The sequence below is a fragment of the Micrococcus sp. 116 genome, from assembly GCF_902506395.1.
In the GTDB taxonomy this organism is placed as follows: domain Bacteria; phylum Actinomycetota; class Actinomycetes; order Actinomycetales; family Micrococcaceae; genus Micrococcus; species Micrococcus luteus.
On record NZ_LR732370.1, the window covers coordinates 495,380 to 509,381 of the forward strand.

14 protein-coding genes are annotated in these 14,002 nt (G+C 73.7%); 10 read left to right on the top strand and 4 right to left on the bottom strand.

From position 1 onward, the window contains the following. Positions 1-318: 318 nt before the first annotated feature. Positions 319-1,959, top strand: a complete 1,641-nt coding sequence (gene hflX / locus CITRIK5_RS02335) for a GTPase HflX (RefSeq protein WP_060973584.1) — start codon at positions 319-321, stop codon at positions 1,957-1,959. Then, positions 1,956-4,055 carry an ATP-dependent DNA helicase gene (locus CITRIK5_RS02340; RefSeq protein ID WP_060973583.1) on the top strand — a complete coding sequence of 700 codons (2,100 nt, stop codon included), beginning with the start codon at positions 1,956-1,958 and terminating at the stop codon, positions 4,053-4,055. The genes hflX and CITRIK5_RS02340 overlap by 4 nt, the downstream gene beginning before the upstream one ends. A 43-nt stretch (positions 4,056-4,098) precedes the next feature. Here the strand turns inward: CITRIK5_RS02340 and lexA are convergent, their stop codons facing one another. Next, positions 4,099-4,815, bottom strand: coding sequence for a transcriptional repressor LexA (lexA, locus tag CITRIK5_RS02345; protein WP_020628152.1), 717 nt, complete (start codon positions 4,813-4,815; stop codon positions 4,099-4,101). 291 nt (positions 4,816-5,106) lie between these two features. On the opposite strand from lexA, the gene CITRIK5_RS02350 reads away from it, so the two are divergent. The 8 genes from CITRIK5_RS02350 to CITRIK5_RS02385 all read left to right on the top strand — a co-directional run bounded on the left by CITRIK5_RS02350 (position 5,107) and on the right by CITRIK5_RS02385 (position 11,391). Continuing rightward, a complete protein-coding gene (locus CITRIK5_RS02350) occupies positions 5,107-5,481 on the top strand; it encodes a LysM peptidoglycan-binding domain-containing protein (protein ID WP_020628151.1) in 375 nt (124 codons plus the stop codon). A gap of 43 nt (positions 5,482-5,524) precedes the next feature. After that, positions 5,525-6,646 carry a histidinol-phosphate transaminase gene (locus CITRIK5_RS02355; RefSeq protein WP_060973582.1) on the top strand — a complete coding sequence of 374 codons (1,122 nt, stop codon included), beginning with the start codon at positions 5,525-5,527 and terminating at the stop codon, positions 6,644-6,646. A gap of 181 nt (positions 6,647-6,827) precedes the next feature. Next, positions 6,828-7,409, top strand: a complete 582-nt coding sequence (hisB, locus tag CITRIK5_RS02360) for an imidazoleglycerol-phosphate dehydratase HisB (protein ID WP_152743305.1) — start codon at positions 6,828-6,830, stop codon at positions 7,407-7,409. After that, positions 7,409-8,068 (top strand): imidazole glycerol phosphate synthase subunit HisH, encoded by a 660-nt coding sequence (gene hisH / locus CITRIK5_RS02365; protein WP_004167703.1) that lies wholly within the window; start codon positions 7,409-7,411, stop codon positions 8,066-8,068. Before hisB ends, hisH begins: the two co-directional genes overlap by 1 nt. Beyond that, positions 8,068-8,226 carry a hypothetical protein gene (locus tag CITRIK5_RS02370; protein ID WP_004167696.1) on the top strand — a complete coding sequence of 53 codons (159 nt, stop codon included), beginning with the start codon at positions 8,068-8,070 and terminating at the stop codon, positions 8,224-8,226. The genes hisH and CITRIK5_RS02370 overlap by 1 nt, the downstream gene beginning before the upstream one ends. 32 nt (positions 8,227-8,258) lie before the next feature. Continuing rightward, a complete protein-coding gene (gene priA / locus CITRIK5_RS02375; RefSeq protein WP_020628149.1) occupies positions 8,259-9,044 on the top strand; it encodes a bifunctional 1-(5-phosphoribosyl)-5-((5-phosphoribosylamino)methylideneamino)imidazole-4-carboxamide isomerase/phosphoribosylanthranilate isomerase PriA in 786 nt (261 codons plus the stop codon). Continuing rightward, on the top strand, positions 9,041-10,042 hold the full coding sequence (locus CITRIK5_RS02380; protein WP_060973580.1) for an SseB family protein: 1,002 nt from the start codon (positions 9,041-9,043) through the stop codon (positions 10,040-10,042). The genes priA and CITRIK5_RS02380 overlap by 4 nt, the downstream gene beginning before the upstream one ends. Positions 10,043-10,164: 122 nt before the next feature. Next, positions 10,165-11,391, top strand: coding sequence for a trypsin-like serine protease (locus tag CITRIK5_RS02385; RefSeq protein ID WP_223247523.1), 1,227 nt, complete (start codon positions 10,165-10,167; stop codon positions 11,389-11,391). 99 nt (positions 11,392-11,490) lie between these two features. Here the strand turns inward: CITRIK5_RS02385 and CITRIK5_RS02390 are convergent, their stop codons facing one another. Genes CITRIK5_RS02390 through CITRIK5_RS02400 form a run of 3 tightly spaced genes read right to left on the bottom strand, consistent with a single transcriptional unit; the run spans position 11,491 to position 13,884 of the window. After that, positions 11,491-12,036 carry a MarR family winged helix-turn-helix transcriptional regulator gene (locus CITRIK5_RS02390; protein ID WP_227717910.1) on the bottom strand — a complete coding sequence of 182 codons (546 nt, stop codon included), beginning with the start codon at positions 12,034-12,036 and terminating at the stop codon, positions 11,491-11,493. Further along, on the bottom strand, positions 12,008-12,697 hold the full coding sequence (locus CITRIK5_RS02395; RefSeq protein WP_123244096.1) for an FMN reductase: 690 nt from the start codon (positions 12,695-12,697) through the stop codon (positions 12,008-12,010). Before CITRIK5_RS02395 ends, CITRIK5_RS02390 begins: the two co-directional genes overlap by 29 nt. Next, positions 12,694-13,884, bottom strand: coding sequence for an LLM class flavin-dependent oxidoreductase (locus tag CITRIK5_RS02400; protein ID WP_123244097.1), 1,191 nt, complete (start codon positions 13,882-13,884; stop codon positions 12,694-12,696). Before CITRIK5_RS02400 ends, CITRIK5_RS02395 begins: the two co-directional genes overlap by 4 nt. Between the last annotated feature and the right edge of the window lie 118 nt (positions 13,885-14,002).

Here is a 14,002-nt window from a genome sequence, read left to right on the forward strand (position 1 = left end):
CCCCCGCCCCCTCGCGCGCCCGCCTCGGATGAGGCCGTCGAGCGCGCCCCGGCACCTGATGGAGATCCCACCATGGACGATGTGGTCCGCCCCTGCACGCCCGCCGACGAGACCTCGTGGCTGCGGTGCCGCGTGCTCACCTTCCTCCCGCGAACGGAGCCGCCGCGAGATCGTCGCAGCGCGGCGCCGACCTCCGCCTAACCGGCCGTGCGCGTCACCCGCCACGTCCGCCCCCTGCGGACAGCCGCCTAACGCGTCCGCCGACCCCTCTACCCTGAGACGATCGGGTCGCCCGACCGCGGCGGCCCAGAGGAGACCATGACTGAGAAGAACCAGCACACCCCCGGCCCCCAGGGCGCCCACGGCTCCGAGGACGAGATCCAGGCCGTGATCGACCGCATCCTGGGCGCCGATGACGCTCGCCGCGCCTCCGAGCGCGAGGCGACCGGGCGCGGCTCCGCGGACAGTGTGGTCGCGGACCACGAGGACGCCCCCGACGCCGGCACCCCGGACCGCTCCGGCGCGCTCGCGGGCCGTGCACTCGCCCTGGACGAGGGCGAGGACGGGCACACGGACGCCGACGGTGACCAGGACGAGCTCGCCGCGCGCCACTCCCTCAAGCGCGTGCAGGGCCTGTCCACCGAGCTCGAAGACATGACCGAGGTCGAGTACCGTCAGCTGCGCCTGGAGCGCGTGGTGCTGGCGGGCGTCTGGACCGAGGGGTCCGCGGAGGACGCGGAGAACTCCCTGCGGGAGCTGGCCGCGCTCGCCGAGACCGCGGGCTCGGAGGTGCTCGACGGCGTCATCCAGCGCCGCGCCACCCCGGACCCGGCCACGTTCCTCGGCAAGGGCAAGGCGCAGGAGCTCGCCGAGATCGTGGCGCTCTCCGGTGCGGACACCGTGGTGGTGGACTCCGAGCTCACCCCGTCCCAGCGTCGCGCGCTGGAGGATGTGGTGCGGGTGAAGGTGATCGACCGGACCGCGCTGATCCTGGACATCTTCGCCCAGCACGCGAGTTCGCGTGAGGGCCGCGCCCAGGTCGAGCTCGCGCAGCTCGAGTACCTGCTGCCGCGCCTGCGCGGCTGGGGCGAGTCCATGTCCCGGCAGGCCGGCGGCCGTGCCGCCGCCGGCGAGGGCATCGGCTCCCGTGGCCCCGGTGAGACCAAGATCGAGCTGGACCGCCGCCGCATCCGCACCCGCATGGCGAAGCTGCGTCGGGACATCGCCGGGATGAAGCCGGCCCGCGAGGCCAAGCGCGCCAACCGTCGTCGCAACCGGGTGCCGTCCGTGGCGATCGCCGGGTACACCAACGCCGGGAAGTCCTCCCTGCTCAACCGCCTCACCCACGCCGGGGTGCTCGTGGAGAACGCCCTGTTCGCCACGCTGGACCCCACCGTGCGCAAGGCCATGACGCCGGACGGCATCGGCTACACCCTCTCGGACACGGTCGGCTTCGTGCGGAACCTGCCCACGCAGCTGGTCGAGGCGTTCCGCTCCACCCTCGAGGAGGTCGCGGACGCGGACGTCATCCTGCACGTCGTGGACGGCTCGCACCCGGACCCCGAGGGCCAGATCGCCGCGGTGCGCTCCGTGTTCGCGGAGGTGCACGCGCACCGGATCCCCGAGATCATCGTGCTGAACAAGGCGGACGCCGCGGACCCGGCCGTCATCGCCCGGATCCGGGCCAAGGAGCCCCACGCCGTGGTGGTCTCGGCGCGCACCGGCGAGGGCATCGACGAGCTCGAGCGCGCCATCGCGGCCACCATCCCGCGGCCGGACGTGCGGCTCGAACTGCTGATCCCGTTCACCCGGGGTGAGCTGGTCTCCCGCCTCCACTCGGCGGACGCGGAGATCCTGGCCGAGGGGTACGAGGAGGGCGGCACCCGCCTGTCCGTGCTGGTCCGTGAGGACATCGCGCCGGACTTCGCCGAGTTCGTCGTGGAGGCGGACGCGTTGTGAGCGGCGGGGCGGAGGAAGTCGGGGCAGGCGGCGCGCAGCCCCGCACGGAGCACGAGCGCGAGGCACTGCGCCTGCTGGACGCCGCGGTGCAGGCCACCGGCGGCCAGCACCGCGCGGGCCAGCGGGAGATGGTGCTGCAGGTGGCGCGCGCCCTCGAGTCGCGCCGCCACCTGCTCGTGCAGGCCGGCACCGGCACCGGCAAGTCCCTCGCCTACCTCATCCCCGCGCTCCAGCACGCGATGACGCAGGAGGACCCCGTCGTCGTCGCCACGGCCACGCTCGCCCTGCAGGCCCAGATCATGAAGCGGGACGCCCCCCGGCTGGTCGAGGCGCTCAAGGACGAGCTGCCTCGCGAGCCCGTCGTCGCCCTGGTCAAGGGCCGCTCCAACTACCTCTGTCGCCACAAGGTGGACGGCGGCTACCCCGGGGATGAGGGCGAGGAGGCCCTCTTCACGGTCGCCGACGACGGCGGGGTGATCGGCTCCGCCACGGACGGCGCCGCCGGGCCCTCCTCCCTGTTGGGCAAGGAGGTCATGTACCTGCGGGCGTGGGCGGACCAGACCGAGACCGGGGACCGCGACGACCTCGAGGTCCCCGTCACCGACCGCGCGTGGCGGCAGGTCTCCGTCACCGCGGTCGACTGCCTCGGCGCGTCCCGCTGCCCCCAGGCCGAGGAGTGCTTCTCCGAGCGGGCCCGCGCGGACGCGGCGGACGCGGACGTCGTGGTCACCAACCACGCGATGCTCGCCATCAGCGCCTTCGAGGGGCTCGCGGTGCTGCCGGCGTACTCGGCCGTCGTCGTGGACGAGGCCCACGAGCTGCAGGACCGGGTGACCGGTGCGGTCACCGGGCAGCTGTCCGGGTCGATCGTGCACGGCGCGGCCACCTCGCTGCGCCGCCACACCACGGTGGCCGTGGAGGACCTGATCGAGGCCGGGGCGGCCCTGGACCGCGCGTTCACGGACACCCCGTCCGGCCTGATCGCCGCGGGCCCGGACGAGGTGCAGGAGCAGGCCCTCACCGGCGTCCTCACCGCCGCGCGTCAGTGCCTGTCCGACCTCGGCCAGGACAAGGACAAGGAGGCCGACGCCGACGGCGGACGGCAGATGGCGCGCTCGCGGATCCTCGAGGTCCTCGAGGTGGTGGAGCGCATGCTCGCGGCCCGGCCCGAGGCCGACTTCCCCGAGGTGCTGTGGGCCACCCGCCCCGGCCACTTCGAGCCCGGCGTGGGCTGGCAGCCGGGGGACGAGACCGACCCGCCCCAGCTCTACGTGGCCCCGCTCTCGGTGGCCGGCAAGCTGCGGGAGGGCCTGTTCGGCAAGGCGACGACGGTGCTCACCTCCGCCACGCTCACCGTGGGCTCGGGGGAGCGCCGGTTCGACTCGGTGGCCGGCGACGTGGGCCTGGCCGGCCCGGACGCCCCGAAGTTCGAGGCCCTCGACGTCGGCAGCCCCTTCGACTACCCGCGTCAGGGGGTGCTCTACGTGGCCCGGCACCTGCCCCGGCCCGGCCGGACGGCCTCGCCCGAGTCCCTGGATGAGCTCGAGGCGCTCCTGAGGGCGTCGCGGGGCGGGGCCCTCGGCCTGTTCTCCTCGCGCCGGGCGGCCGAGGACGCCGCCGCCGAGATGCGCCGTCGGCTCGGGCCGAAGACCACGATCCTGTGCCAGGGGGACGCGACCCTCTCCGCCCTCGTGCGCCAGTTCTCCGAGGAGCCGGACACGTCCCTGTTCGGGACCATGAGCCTGTGGCAGGGCGTGGACGTGCCGGGGAACTCGCTGCGGCTCGTGGTGATCGACCGCATCCCGTTCCCGCGGCCGGACGACCCGCTCTCCCAGGCCCGCACCCGGGACGTCGCCCGGCACGGCGGCAACGGGTTCATGCGGATCTCCGCCACGCATGCGGCCGTGCGCATGGCCCAGGGCGCCGGGCGCCTCGTGCGCTCCGTGACGGACCGCGGCGTGGTGGCCGTGCTGGACCCCCGCCTGGCCACCGAGCGGTACGGCGGCTACATCACGAGCGCCCTGCCGGACTTCTGGCGCACCACGGACCGCGACGTCGTCCGCGGGGTGCTGGCACGGCTCGCCTCGGGCGATTGACCTCGCTCGGCCTCGGGCCGTCGGCCCGGCCGGAGGGAGCGGGTCAGAGCGAACGCAGGACCGTGACGACCCGCCCCATCACGGTGGCGTGATCGCCGAGGATGGGCTCGTAGGCCGTGTTCTGGGGGAGGAGCCAGGTGTGCCCGTCGCGGCGGCGGAAGGTCTTCACGGTGGCCTCGTCGTCGAGGAGGGCCGCGACGATGTCGCCATTCTCCGCCGTGTCCTGCCGGCGCACCACCACCCAGTCGCCGTCGCAGATCGCGGCGTCCACCATCGAGTCGCCCGTGACGCGCAGCATGAACAGCTCGCCCTCGCCCGTGAGGCGTCGCGGGATCGCCATGACGTCCTCGACCTGCTGCTCAGCCAGGACCGGGCCGCCCGCCGCGATGCGGCCGACCCAGGGGACCGGCACGCTGTCCGCCTCGTCTGCGCCGGTGTGCCACGCGGGGATCGCGGAGACCCGCGACGACGGCGCAGCGGTGGGGGAGGCGGCCTCGCCCAGCGGGGTGCCGTCCACGTCGAGCAGCACCTCGAGGGCACGCGGGCGTCCGGGGTCGCGCCGGATGTAGCCGTGCCGCTCGAGACGGCCCAGCTGGTGCGTGACGGAGGAGAGCGAGGCCAGGCCCGCGGCGTCGCCGATCTCGCGCATGGAGGGCGGGTAGCCGTGGTCGGCGATCGCGTCCCGGATGGTCTGCACGATCCGCCGCTGGCGGTCGGTGAGCGGCGCGCGCGCCGCCGGCTGATCGTCGGTGGTGCTCATGGCTGCCGTCCGTTCTCCCGGGGTGATGGTGGCCGGACTCGTGTTCCGGCGTCCGGCTGCCGTCCGGACGCTTACCGTGTCCGCCCCCGCTGGTTGCCTGTGTCTTGGCGGTCCCGGGGCGTTCCGGGGCGTCCGTGCATGGCCTCGAGCCTAGAGGAGAGCCGCCTCTCCTTCAAAGATATGTTCGATCTCGTCGTGGCATGTCTCGAACACCTGTGCTAGAAAGGCATTCGAACGGATTCGAACACATGTTCGATCACCTGGAGGGCATCCGCCCCGGAGGAGGACACCATGACGCTCACCACCGCCCAGTTCGCCGGCTCGCCCGCGACGGCGCGGCCGCGTCCGGCCACCATCCGTCTGACCCGCCGCGGCCGCCTCGTGCTGCGGGGGATCCCCGTGATCGCCGCGGCCGTGGCCGCCACGCTGGCGGCCGCCTTCTTCCTGGGTGTGCTGCTGTCGCCCGCCGCGGTGTCCGCGGACACCGCGGGGCCCGCCACCCAGTCCGTCACGGTCATGCCCGGGGACAGCCTGTGGACCATCGCCACCACGGTGGCTCCGGAGGCGGACGTCTACGAGGTGATCGCCACGATCGACGAGCTCAACGGGCTCGAGGGCCGGGCCCCCGCGCCGGGCGAGGAGCTGTTCGTCCCGGCCACGCGGTGACGCACGGCGGGCCTCGCCCTCCACGCTTCCTAGACTGGCGGCCATGACCGACCTCAGCTCTCTGCCCCTGCGTGAGAACCTCCGCGGCCTGAGCCCCTACGGCGCCCCCCAGCTGGACGTGCCGTACATGCTCAACACCAACGAGAACACGCATCCGGTGCCGGAGGAGGTCGCCGCCGCCATCGCCGAGCGGGTCGCGGCCGTCGCCGGGGGGCTGAACCGCTACCCGGACCGCGAGTTCACGGGGCTGCGACGTGCGCTCGCCGGCTACCTCGGCCACGGCCTCACGGCGGACCACGTGTGGGCCGGCAACGGCTCCAACGAGATCCTGCAGCAGATCCTCCAGGCCTTCGGCGGCCCCGGGCGGACACTGCTGAGCTTCCTGCCCTCGTACTCCATGTACCCGCTGCTGGCCGGCGGCACGGACACCGTGTTCGTGGACGGCGGCCGTGCCGAAGACCACACCCTCAGCGCCGAGCACGCGGCGGCCATGGTGCGGGAGCACCGTCCGCACGTCGTCTTCCTGGCCTCGCCCAACAACCCGACGGGCACCGCCCTGGACCTGGCGACCATCGAGGCCGTGTACGCCGCGCAGGCGCAGAACGAGGCCGCCGGCGGGCCCGGCGCCATGGTCGTCGTGGACGAGGCCTACGCGGAGTTCGCCCTCGCCGGCACCCGCTCCGCCCTCACCCTCCTGCCCGGCCGTGAGCGGCTGATCGTCACGCGCACCATGTCCAAGGCGTTCGCCCTGGCCGGCGCGCGCCTGGGCTACCTGGCCGCGGACCCCGCCGTCGCCGACGCCCTGCGCCTGGTGCGCCTGCCGTACCACCTCTCCGCGGTCACGCAGGCCACGGCGGAGGCCGCCCTCGATCACGTGGACGCGCTGCTGCGCACCGTGGAGGACATCAAGGCCCAGCGCGACCGCATCGTCTCCACCCTGCGCGGCCTGGGACTGAGGCCCTCGGTGTCCGACTCGAACTTCGTCTTCTTCGGTCACCTCGAGGACGCGTCCGACGTGTGGCGCCGCCTGCTCGACCGCGGCGTCCTCGTGCGGGACGTCGGCATCCCGCACCACCTGCGCGTCACCGCCGGCACCGAGGCGGAGACGACGGCGTTCCTCACCGCTCTCGCGGAGGTCCTCGGCGAGACCGGGGACCGGTCCTGAGGCGTCACCGGAGTCTCGGCGTCCGCCCGGCTCCCTAGGATAGGGACAGCGCGCGCGGCGCCCCGGCCCGCCGGCACCGGCCGCGCGCACCCGCATCCCCCCGCACCCGTCCCGGACCGGTGCGGACCCAGCCCGAGGAGGACCCGTGGCAGCCGAGTTGATCTCCGGACGCCGTGCGCGCATGACGCGCACCACGAGCGAGTCGGACGTGTACGTCGAGATGGATCTGGACGGCACCGGCCGCGCTGAGATCTCCACCACCGTGCCGTTCTACGACCACATGCTCACCGCGCTGTCCCGGCACTCCCAGATCGACCTGACGGTCCGTGCCACCGGGGACACGCACATCGACGTGCACCACACGGTCGAGGACGTCGCCATCACCCTGGGCGAGGTGCTCAAGACCGCGCTCGGGGACAAGTCCGGCATCCGCCGCTTCGGCGAGGCGTCCGTGCCGCTGGACGAGGCGCTGGCGCGCGCCGTCGTCGACGTCTCCGGCCGGCCGTACCTCGTGCACGAGGGCGAGCCCGAGGGCCAGCAGTACCACCTCATCGGCGGGCACTTCACCGGTTCCATGACCCGCCATGTGTTCGAGTCGATCACGTACCACGCGGCGATCTGCCTCCACATGGACGTCGTGCGAGGCCGGGATCCGCACCACATCGTCGAGGCGCAGTTCAAGGCCTTCGCCCGCGCCCTGCGCGCCGCCGTCGAGGACGACCCCCGCATGACCGGCGTGCCCTCCACCAAGGGCGCCCTCTGATGGCCCGCCCCACCACCGTCCCCGGCGTGCGGCCGCGCGTCGCCGTCCTGGACTACGGCTCGGGCAACGTGCACTCGGCGCTGCGTGCCGTGGAGCGGGCCGGCGCGGAGGTCGAGCTCACGCGCGATCCGCAGGCCGTGCAGGAGGCCGACGGGCTGCTCGTGCCCGGCGTCGGGGCGTACGCGTCCGTGATGCGGGCACTGACCGAGGTCGGCGGCACCCGCTGGATCGGCCGCCGCGTGGCCGGGGGCCGACCCGTCCTCGGCATCTGCGTGGGCCACCAGATCCTCTTCGACGCCGGCGTCGAGCACGGCGAGCGCACCGCAGGCATGGGGGAGTGGCCGGGTGTCGTCGCCGAGCTGCCCGCCGAGGTCCTGCCCCACATGGGCTGGAACACCGTCCGGCCGCCCGAGGGCAGCGCCCTCTTCGCGGGCATCGAGGACGAGCGGTTCTACTTCGTCCACTCCTACGGCGTGCTCGAATGGGAGTTCGACCAGACGATCTCCGCCATGCGTCCGCCCCAGGTCACCTGGGCGCACCACGGCGCGGACTTCATCGCCGCCGTGGAGAACGGCCCCCTGTCGGCCACGCAGTTCCACCCCGAGAAGTCCGGGGACGCCGGGCTGCAGCTGCTGCGCAACTGGCTGGAGACCCTCTGATGCCCTACTGGTCCGTCCTCTACCTCGCCCTCGGCGGGCTGCTGCTCGGCGCCGCCTGGTCCATGCGCACGCAGAAGGCGCCGCTGTGGGCCATCGTGATCGTCCTCGTGCTGGCCGGCATGGCCATCGCCGCCTCCTTCCTGACCGTCGGCGCCTGACCGCGCCGGCCGCCCCACCCGAGAGGAACCCCATGACCCCGAACGCCCCCGCCCTCGAGCTGCTGCCCGCCGTCGACGTCCAGGACGGCCAGGCCGTCCGCCTCGTCCAGGGCGAGGCCGGCAGCGCCACCTCGTACGGCGACCCGGTCACCGCCGCCCTGGACTGGCAGCGCGCCGGCGCGGAGTGGATCCACCTCGTGGACCTGGACGCGGCCTTCGGTCGCGGTGACAACCGCGAGGTCATGCGCCGTGTGGTGGAGGAGATCGGCGTGAAGATCGAGCTGTCCGGCGGCATCCGCGACGACGCCTCGCTCGAGAACGCCCTCGAGATGGGTGCGGCGCGCGTGAACCTGGGCACCGCCGCCCTCGAGGACCCGGACTGGACCGCGCGCGTCATCGAGCGCTTCGGCGACCGGGTGGCCGTGGGCCTCGACGTGCGCGGCACCACGCTCGCCGCCCGCGGCTGGACCAAGGAGGGCGGCGACCTCTGGGAGGTGCTCGCCCGCCTCGAGGATGCCGGCTGCGCCCGCTACGTGGTCACCGACGTCACGAAGGACGGCACGCTCAAGGGGCCGAACACGGAGCTGCTCGCCCAGGTCTGCGCGAAGACCGCGAAGCCGGTCGTCGCCTCGGGCGGCATCTCCTCCCTCGAGGACGTTGCCGCGCTCGCGGCCATGACCGGCCAGGGCGTCGAGGGCGCGATCATGGGCAAGGCGCTGTACGCCGGCCGCTTCAGCCTGGAGCAGGCGCTGGCCGTCGCCGGCGGCGCCACGGTGGAGCAGGCGCGCTCCGAGCAGCCCGGCCCGGTCGCCCCGTGACGGGCTCGCACGACGACGGCGGCCTGGCCCGCGGCGACGGGCTCGGTCCGATCGACGAGACGGTCGCGGTGCCGCATCCGGCGGCCCGGGAGCTGCCGGGGCACATCCGGGCCGCACTCGACCGCATGCGGGAGAAGACCGCGGGCGAGAACACCGCGGACACCGCGGGCATCCCGTGGCAGGGCCGCGACCTCTCCGGCCCCGGCGTGGACGGCTCCGCGAACCCGTTGCACGTGTTCGACGAGGACGACGGCACCAGCCCGGCCGAGTGGACCGCCGTCATGGCGGCCCTGACGGACGGCTCCGCCGGTGAGCGGGAGGTGACGGAGGTGCTCGCGCGCATCCGCGTGTTCGCCGCCGTCGTGCCCACCCTCGCCGGGGACGAGGACGACGTCCACGACCACGCCGACCACACCGGCCACGAGCACGACGTCGCGGCGCACGGGGACAAGGCCGCGGACGTGGCCCTCGTGACCATGCGCGCGCCGGACGGCCGGCAGGCGCTGCCGGTGTTCACGAACGTGCCCGCGCTGACGGCGTGGAACCCGGTCGCCCGACCCGTGGCCGTGTGGCTGCCGCGTGCCTGCCTGTCCGCCGTGGACGAGGGCTGTGAGCTCGTCGTCATCGACGCCGGCGCCGAGCACACGTACGTGGTGCGACGCCCGGCCGTGTGGTCGCTCGCCCAGCAGAGGGAGTGGACCCCCGCCTATCGGGACCAGGAGATCGCGGACGAGATCGCCGAGATCGCCGACCTGGTCCCGAACCTGTTGAACCTGGGCCTCGCACCCGGGTCGGGGGTGGCCACACACACGGGTTCCGGCGCGGTGATGAACGGAGGCGGGGCCGGGCCCGAGCTGCAGATCGTCGCGATGCCCACCCGGGACGCCGACGCGGCCGGGGTGCGCCTGATGACGGCCACGCTCAAGACCCTCCTGGCAGACCTGCCGCTGCTGGCCGAGCGGGCCGACTCCGTGGAGATCACGGTCCGCCGACCCTGATCGGTTGCCCGGCCTGTCCGGTACCGTTGAGGGGGAGGGGAGGGCCCGTGGTGGCCCCACCCCATCCTGGAGGCCGTGCGCCGCGCGCCGGCCCCATGCCTCCCATCCTCCGAGGAGTACCCATGAGAACCAGAACCTTGACCGGCGTCGCCACCGCGGCGCTGGGCGCGGTGGTGGTGGCCGGTGCCGGCCCCGCCCTCGCGCAGACCACGCTCACCCAGGGCTCGGCGATCACCGCGCCGGCCGGGGCGTGCAGCCTGACCATCGTCGACGACGCCACCGCCTACACCGCGGCCCACTGTGGTGCGGGCCAGTGGCAGATCGGCTCGACCGTCCGCGACGTCGACGGCACCGCGATCGGCACCGTCTCGGCACTGCCCGGCGATTCGGGCGTGGACGCGGTCCGCGTGGCCCTGGCCGACGACGTCGACGTCGTGGGCGACTGGTCCACGCGGCCGGCCTCGTCCATCGGTGTGGGCGAGACCGTCTACACCCACGGCTCGTCCGTGCCGCTGGGCGCGCCGAACACCGTGTCCCACACGCAGACCTTCGAGGCCGCCACGGTCTGCGACGACGCGTACGCGGATCAGGTTGCCCTCGACACCGCCTCGACCTACGCCGGCGACTCGGGCGGGGCCGTCTATGACGCCCAGCAGCGGGTGGTCGGGGTCATCTCGGGCATCGCCCCGGTGACCTTCGACGCCGAGGGCAACGTGGTGGGCTGCGACGCCCAGGCGATGTCCTCGATCATGGTCCCGGTCGAGTCCCTCGACGCGCTGGACGCCTCCGCGGCGCCCGCCGCCGAGACCGCCGCGGCCGCGGAGACCGCTCCGGCCGCCGAGACCGCCCCGGCGATCGCCGACGTCGCGGGCCCCGTGGCCGACGAGGACCTGCCCACCGGCGGCGAGCCCGCCGTGGACGAGTCCGAGCTGACCGAGTTCACGCCGGCTGAGGAGGAGGCCATCGCGGCCGAGCTCAAGGCCCGCGCCGAGGCCGCCGCGGAGGAGGAGGCCGCCGAGGCGGCCCCCGCTGCTGAGGCCCCGGTCGCCGAGGCCGCTGCGCCGGGCGTGACCGACGTCGTGGCCGCGCCCGCCGAGGGTGTCGCCTACGGCACCCAGGTGGTCGCGCAGACGGATCAGGGCGGCTTCGCCTCCGTCACCGTCACGGCCTACGACGCCGACGGCACGGTCCTCGGCCAGGACGGCCTGGACCTCACCGGCGAGTACCGCGCCTGGCTGCCCGTGCCGGCCGAGGTGCCCGCGGGCGGCTCCGTGGTGGTCACCGTGGTCGACGCCGCCGGCGCCGCCACGGACGCCACCGTGACCCTGGGCGGTCAGCTGGTCGGCTGATCGATTCCGCCCCGAACGACACGACGAGGCCCGGTGATCCCGCACGGATCACCGGGCCTCGTCACGTCCCGGGGCGGCCCCGGCCAGGTGGGGACGCGGTCAGCACAGCCCCTCGAGCCGCCGTCCCAGGCGGGAGAAGATCCGGGTGAGGGACTCCGCCTCGCCCGGCGCCAGGTCGCCGAGGAAGAGCTCGTCCACCTGCCGGGCGTGCTCGATCGCGGCGCGCCGGAAGGCGGACCGGCCCTCGTCGGTGAGGACGGCCTCGAAGCCCCGCCGGTCACAGGCCACCGGGCGGCGGTCGATCAGGCCGCGGGCCACGAGCGTCTTCACCTGGTAGGTGATGCGCGACGGGGAGAAGACCATCCGGGACGCCAGCTCTCCCAGCCGGAGCCGGCCCTCGGGGGACTCGTAGAGGAGCAGCAGCAGGTTGTAGTCGGCCAGCGACATGCCGCAGTCCTGTTTCAGGCGGCGCTCCAGGACCTCCGTGAGCATCTGGGTGGCCTCGAAGTACGCGCGCCAGGCGCGCTTGGGCGGGTCCACCGGGCGGTGCGCCTCCGAGGCGGAGCCGAACCAGCCGCCGTCGGGCTCCGCCGGCGCCGCGTCCTGCGTGGCGGGCTCAGGGGCCGGGGTTGAGGAGCTGCTCAAAGGGGGTCACCTCCAGGTCGAGGTCCGCGGGCGCGGCGGCGCGTGCCCGCGGGGGGCGGTTCAGGGTGATCTCGGCCAGGTCGCGTCCGGCGGCCCGGATGCGGGACTGCAGCGGGTCGGTCCGCATCGAGGCCTGCACGCCGGCCGCCTCGCCCCAGTCGTCCGAGGCCGCGAAGACCGCGGTCGGCACGATGCGGGCCTTGAGGTAGGCGAACAGCGGCCGCATGGCGGTGTCGATCATGAGCGAGTGGCGGGCGGTGCCGCCGGTGGCGCCGAGGAGCACGGGCACCCCGACGACGGACGTGGGCTCCGCGAGGTCCCAGAAGGACTTGAACAGGCCCGAGTAGGAGGCCTTGTACGTGGGCGAGACCGCGATGACGGCGTCGGCCTGGGCGACCTCGTCCAGGGCGGCGCGCAGGGCCGGGGAGATGGCGAAGGTCACCAGGGCCTGCGCGATGTCCACGGCGAGCTCCCGCAGCGTGATCAGGTGGATCTGCGGGACCACGCCGTGCTCGGAGAGCGCGGCCGAGGCGGATTCCGCCATGCGTTCGGCGAGCATGCGGGTCTGGGACGGGTCCCCGGACCCGCCGGAGACCACGGCGAGGTGCCGGGCCTGCGGCGTGAACGGGGCGGAGGCATCGACGGCGCCGGGGGTGGTCACTTCGCGGCACCGCCCTTCGCGGCATCGGCGGCGGCGCGCTGCTCGGCGGCCGCAGCGCGGTCGAGCTGGGCCGGCGATCCCTCCTTGCCGCCGGGCACGGGGGCCTCGCCGCGGCGGGCGCGCGCCACGAGGAACTCGTGGGTCGGGGCCGCCGGGACGTCGTCCGGCTTCAGAGCGTCGAACTCCTTGCGGAGCACGGGCAGGACCTCCTCGCCGAAGAGGTCGATCTGCCGGAGGACGGTGTCCGTGGGCAGGCCGGCGTGGTCGATGAGGAACATCTGGCGCTGGTAGTCGCCCACCCAGTCGCGGAACGTGAGCGTGCGCTCGATGACCTGCTGCGGCGAGCCGACCGTCAGGGGCGTCATCCTCGAGAAGTCCTCGAGGGAGGGGCCGTGGCCGTAGACCGGCGCGTTGTCGAAGTAGGGGCGGAACTCCGCCACGGCGTCCTGCGACTTCTTCGCCATGTAGGCCTGGCCGCCCAGGGCCACGTACGCCTGATGGGCCTTGCCGTGGCCGTAGTACTCGTAGCGCTGGCGGTACAGGCGCACCATCTGGATGACGTGCTCCTTGTTCCAGAAGATGTTGTTGTGGAAGTAGCCGTCGCCGTAGTAGGCGGCCTGCTCGGCGATCTCGGAGGAGCGGATGGAGCCGTGCCACACGAAGGGGGCGACGCCGTCCAGGGGCTGCGGGGTGAGGGTGAAGTCCTGCAGCGGGGTGCGGTGATTGCCGCTCCAGTCCACGGTCTCCTCGTGCCACAGGCGATAGAGGAGGTTGTAGTTCTCCACGGCGAGCTGGATGCCCTGGCGGATGTCCTTGCCGAACCACGGGTACACGGGGCCGGTGTTGCCGCGGCCCATCGTCAGGTCCACGCGACCGTCGGCGAGGTGCTGCAGGTACGCGTAGTCCTCGGCCAGACGCACCGGGTCCATGGTGGTGATCAGGGTCGTCGCCGTGGAGAGCTGGAGGGTCTCGGTCTGCGCGGCCAGGTAGGCCAGCAGCGTGGGCGGGTTGCCCGGGGCCACGAAGGGCGGGTTGTGGTGCTGACCGGTCGCGAACACCTCGAAGCCCGCCTGCTCGGCGTGGCGGGCGATCTTGACGGTGTCCTTGATCCGCTGATGCTCGGTGGGGGCGGTCCCGTTCGTCGGATCGGCGGTGATGTCACCGATCGTGAAGACGCCGAACTGCATGGTGTGCTCCTCAGTGTGCCCGGGGGAGGGTCTCACGGTGCCGGCCGCGCCGTCGCCGTGTCCTTCAAAAATGAACTATACCGCACAACGAGCCGCCCCGTCCTGAATATTCCGCAGG

What these genes read in the sequence shown, in the direction of transcription:
- hflX (WP_060973584.1), top strand. Translation starts at nt 319, where the DNA reads ATGACTGAGAAGAACCAGCACACCCCCGGCCCCCAGGGCGCCCACGGC.
- lexA (WP_020628152.1), bottom strand. Translation starts at nt 4,815, where the DNA reads ATGAGCACCACCGACGATCAGCCGGCGGCGCGCGCGCCGCTCACCGAC.
- CITRIK5_RS02350 (WP_020628151.1), top strand. Translation starts at nt 5,107, where the DNA reads ATGACGCTCACCACCGCCCAGTTCGCCGGCTCGCCCGCGACGGCGCGG.
- CITRIK5_RS02355 (WP_060973582.1), top strand. Translation starts at nt 5,525, where the DNA reads ATGACCGACCTCAGCTCTCTGCCCCTGCGTGAGAACCTCCGCGGCCTG.
- hisB (WP_152743305.1), top strand. Translation starts at nt 6,828, where the DNA reads ATGACGCGCACCACGAGCGAGTCGGACGTGTACGTCGAGATGGATCTG.
- hisH (WP_004167703.1), top strand. Translation starts at nt 7,409, where the DNA reads ATGGCCCGCCCCACCACCGTCCCCGGCGTGCGGCCGCGCGTCGCCGTC.
- CITRIK5_RS02370 (WP_004167696.1), top strand. Translation starts at nt 8,068, where the DNA reads ATGCCCTACTGGTCCGTCCTCTACCTCGCCCTCGGCGGGCTGCTGCTC.
- priA (WP_020628149.1), top strand. Translation starts at nt 8,259, where the DNA reads ATGACCCCGAACGCCCCCGCCCTCGAGCTGCTGCCCGCCGTCGACGTC.
- CITRIK5_RS02385 (WP_223247523.1), top strand. Translation starts at nt 10,165, where the DNA reads ATGAGAACCAGAACCTTGACCGGCGTCGCCACCGCGGCGCTGGGCGCG.
- CITRIK5_RS02400 (WP_123244097.1), bottom strand. Translation starts at nt 13,884, where the DNA reads ATGCAGTTCGGCGTCTTCACGATCGGTGACATCACCGCCGATCCGACG.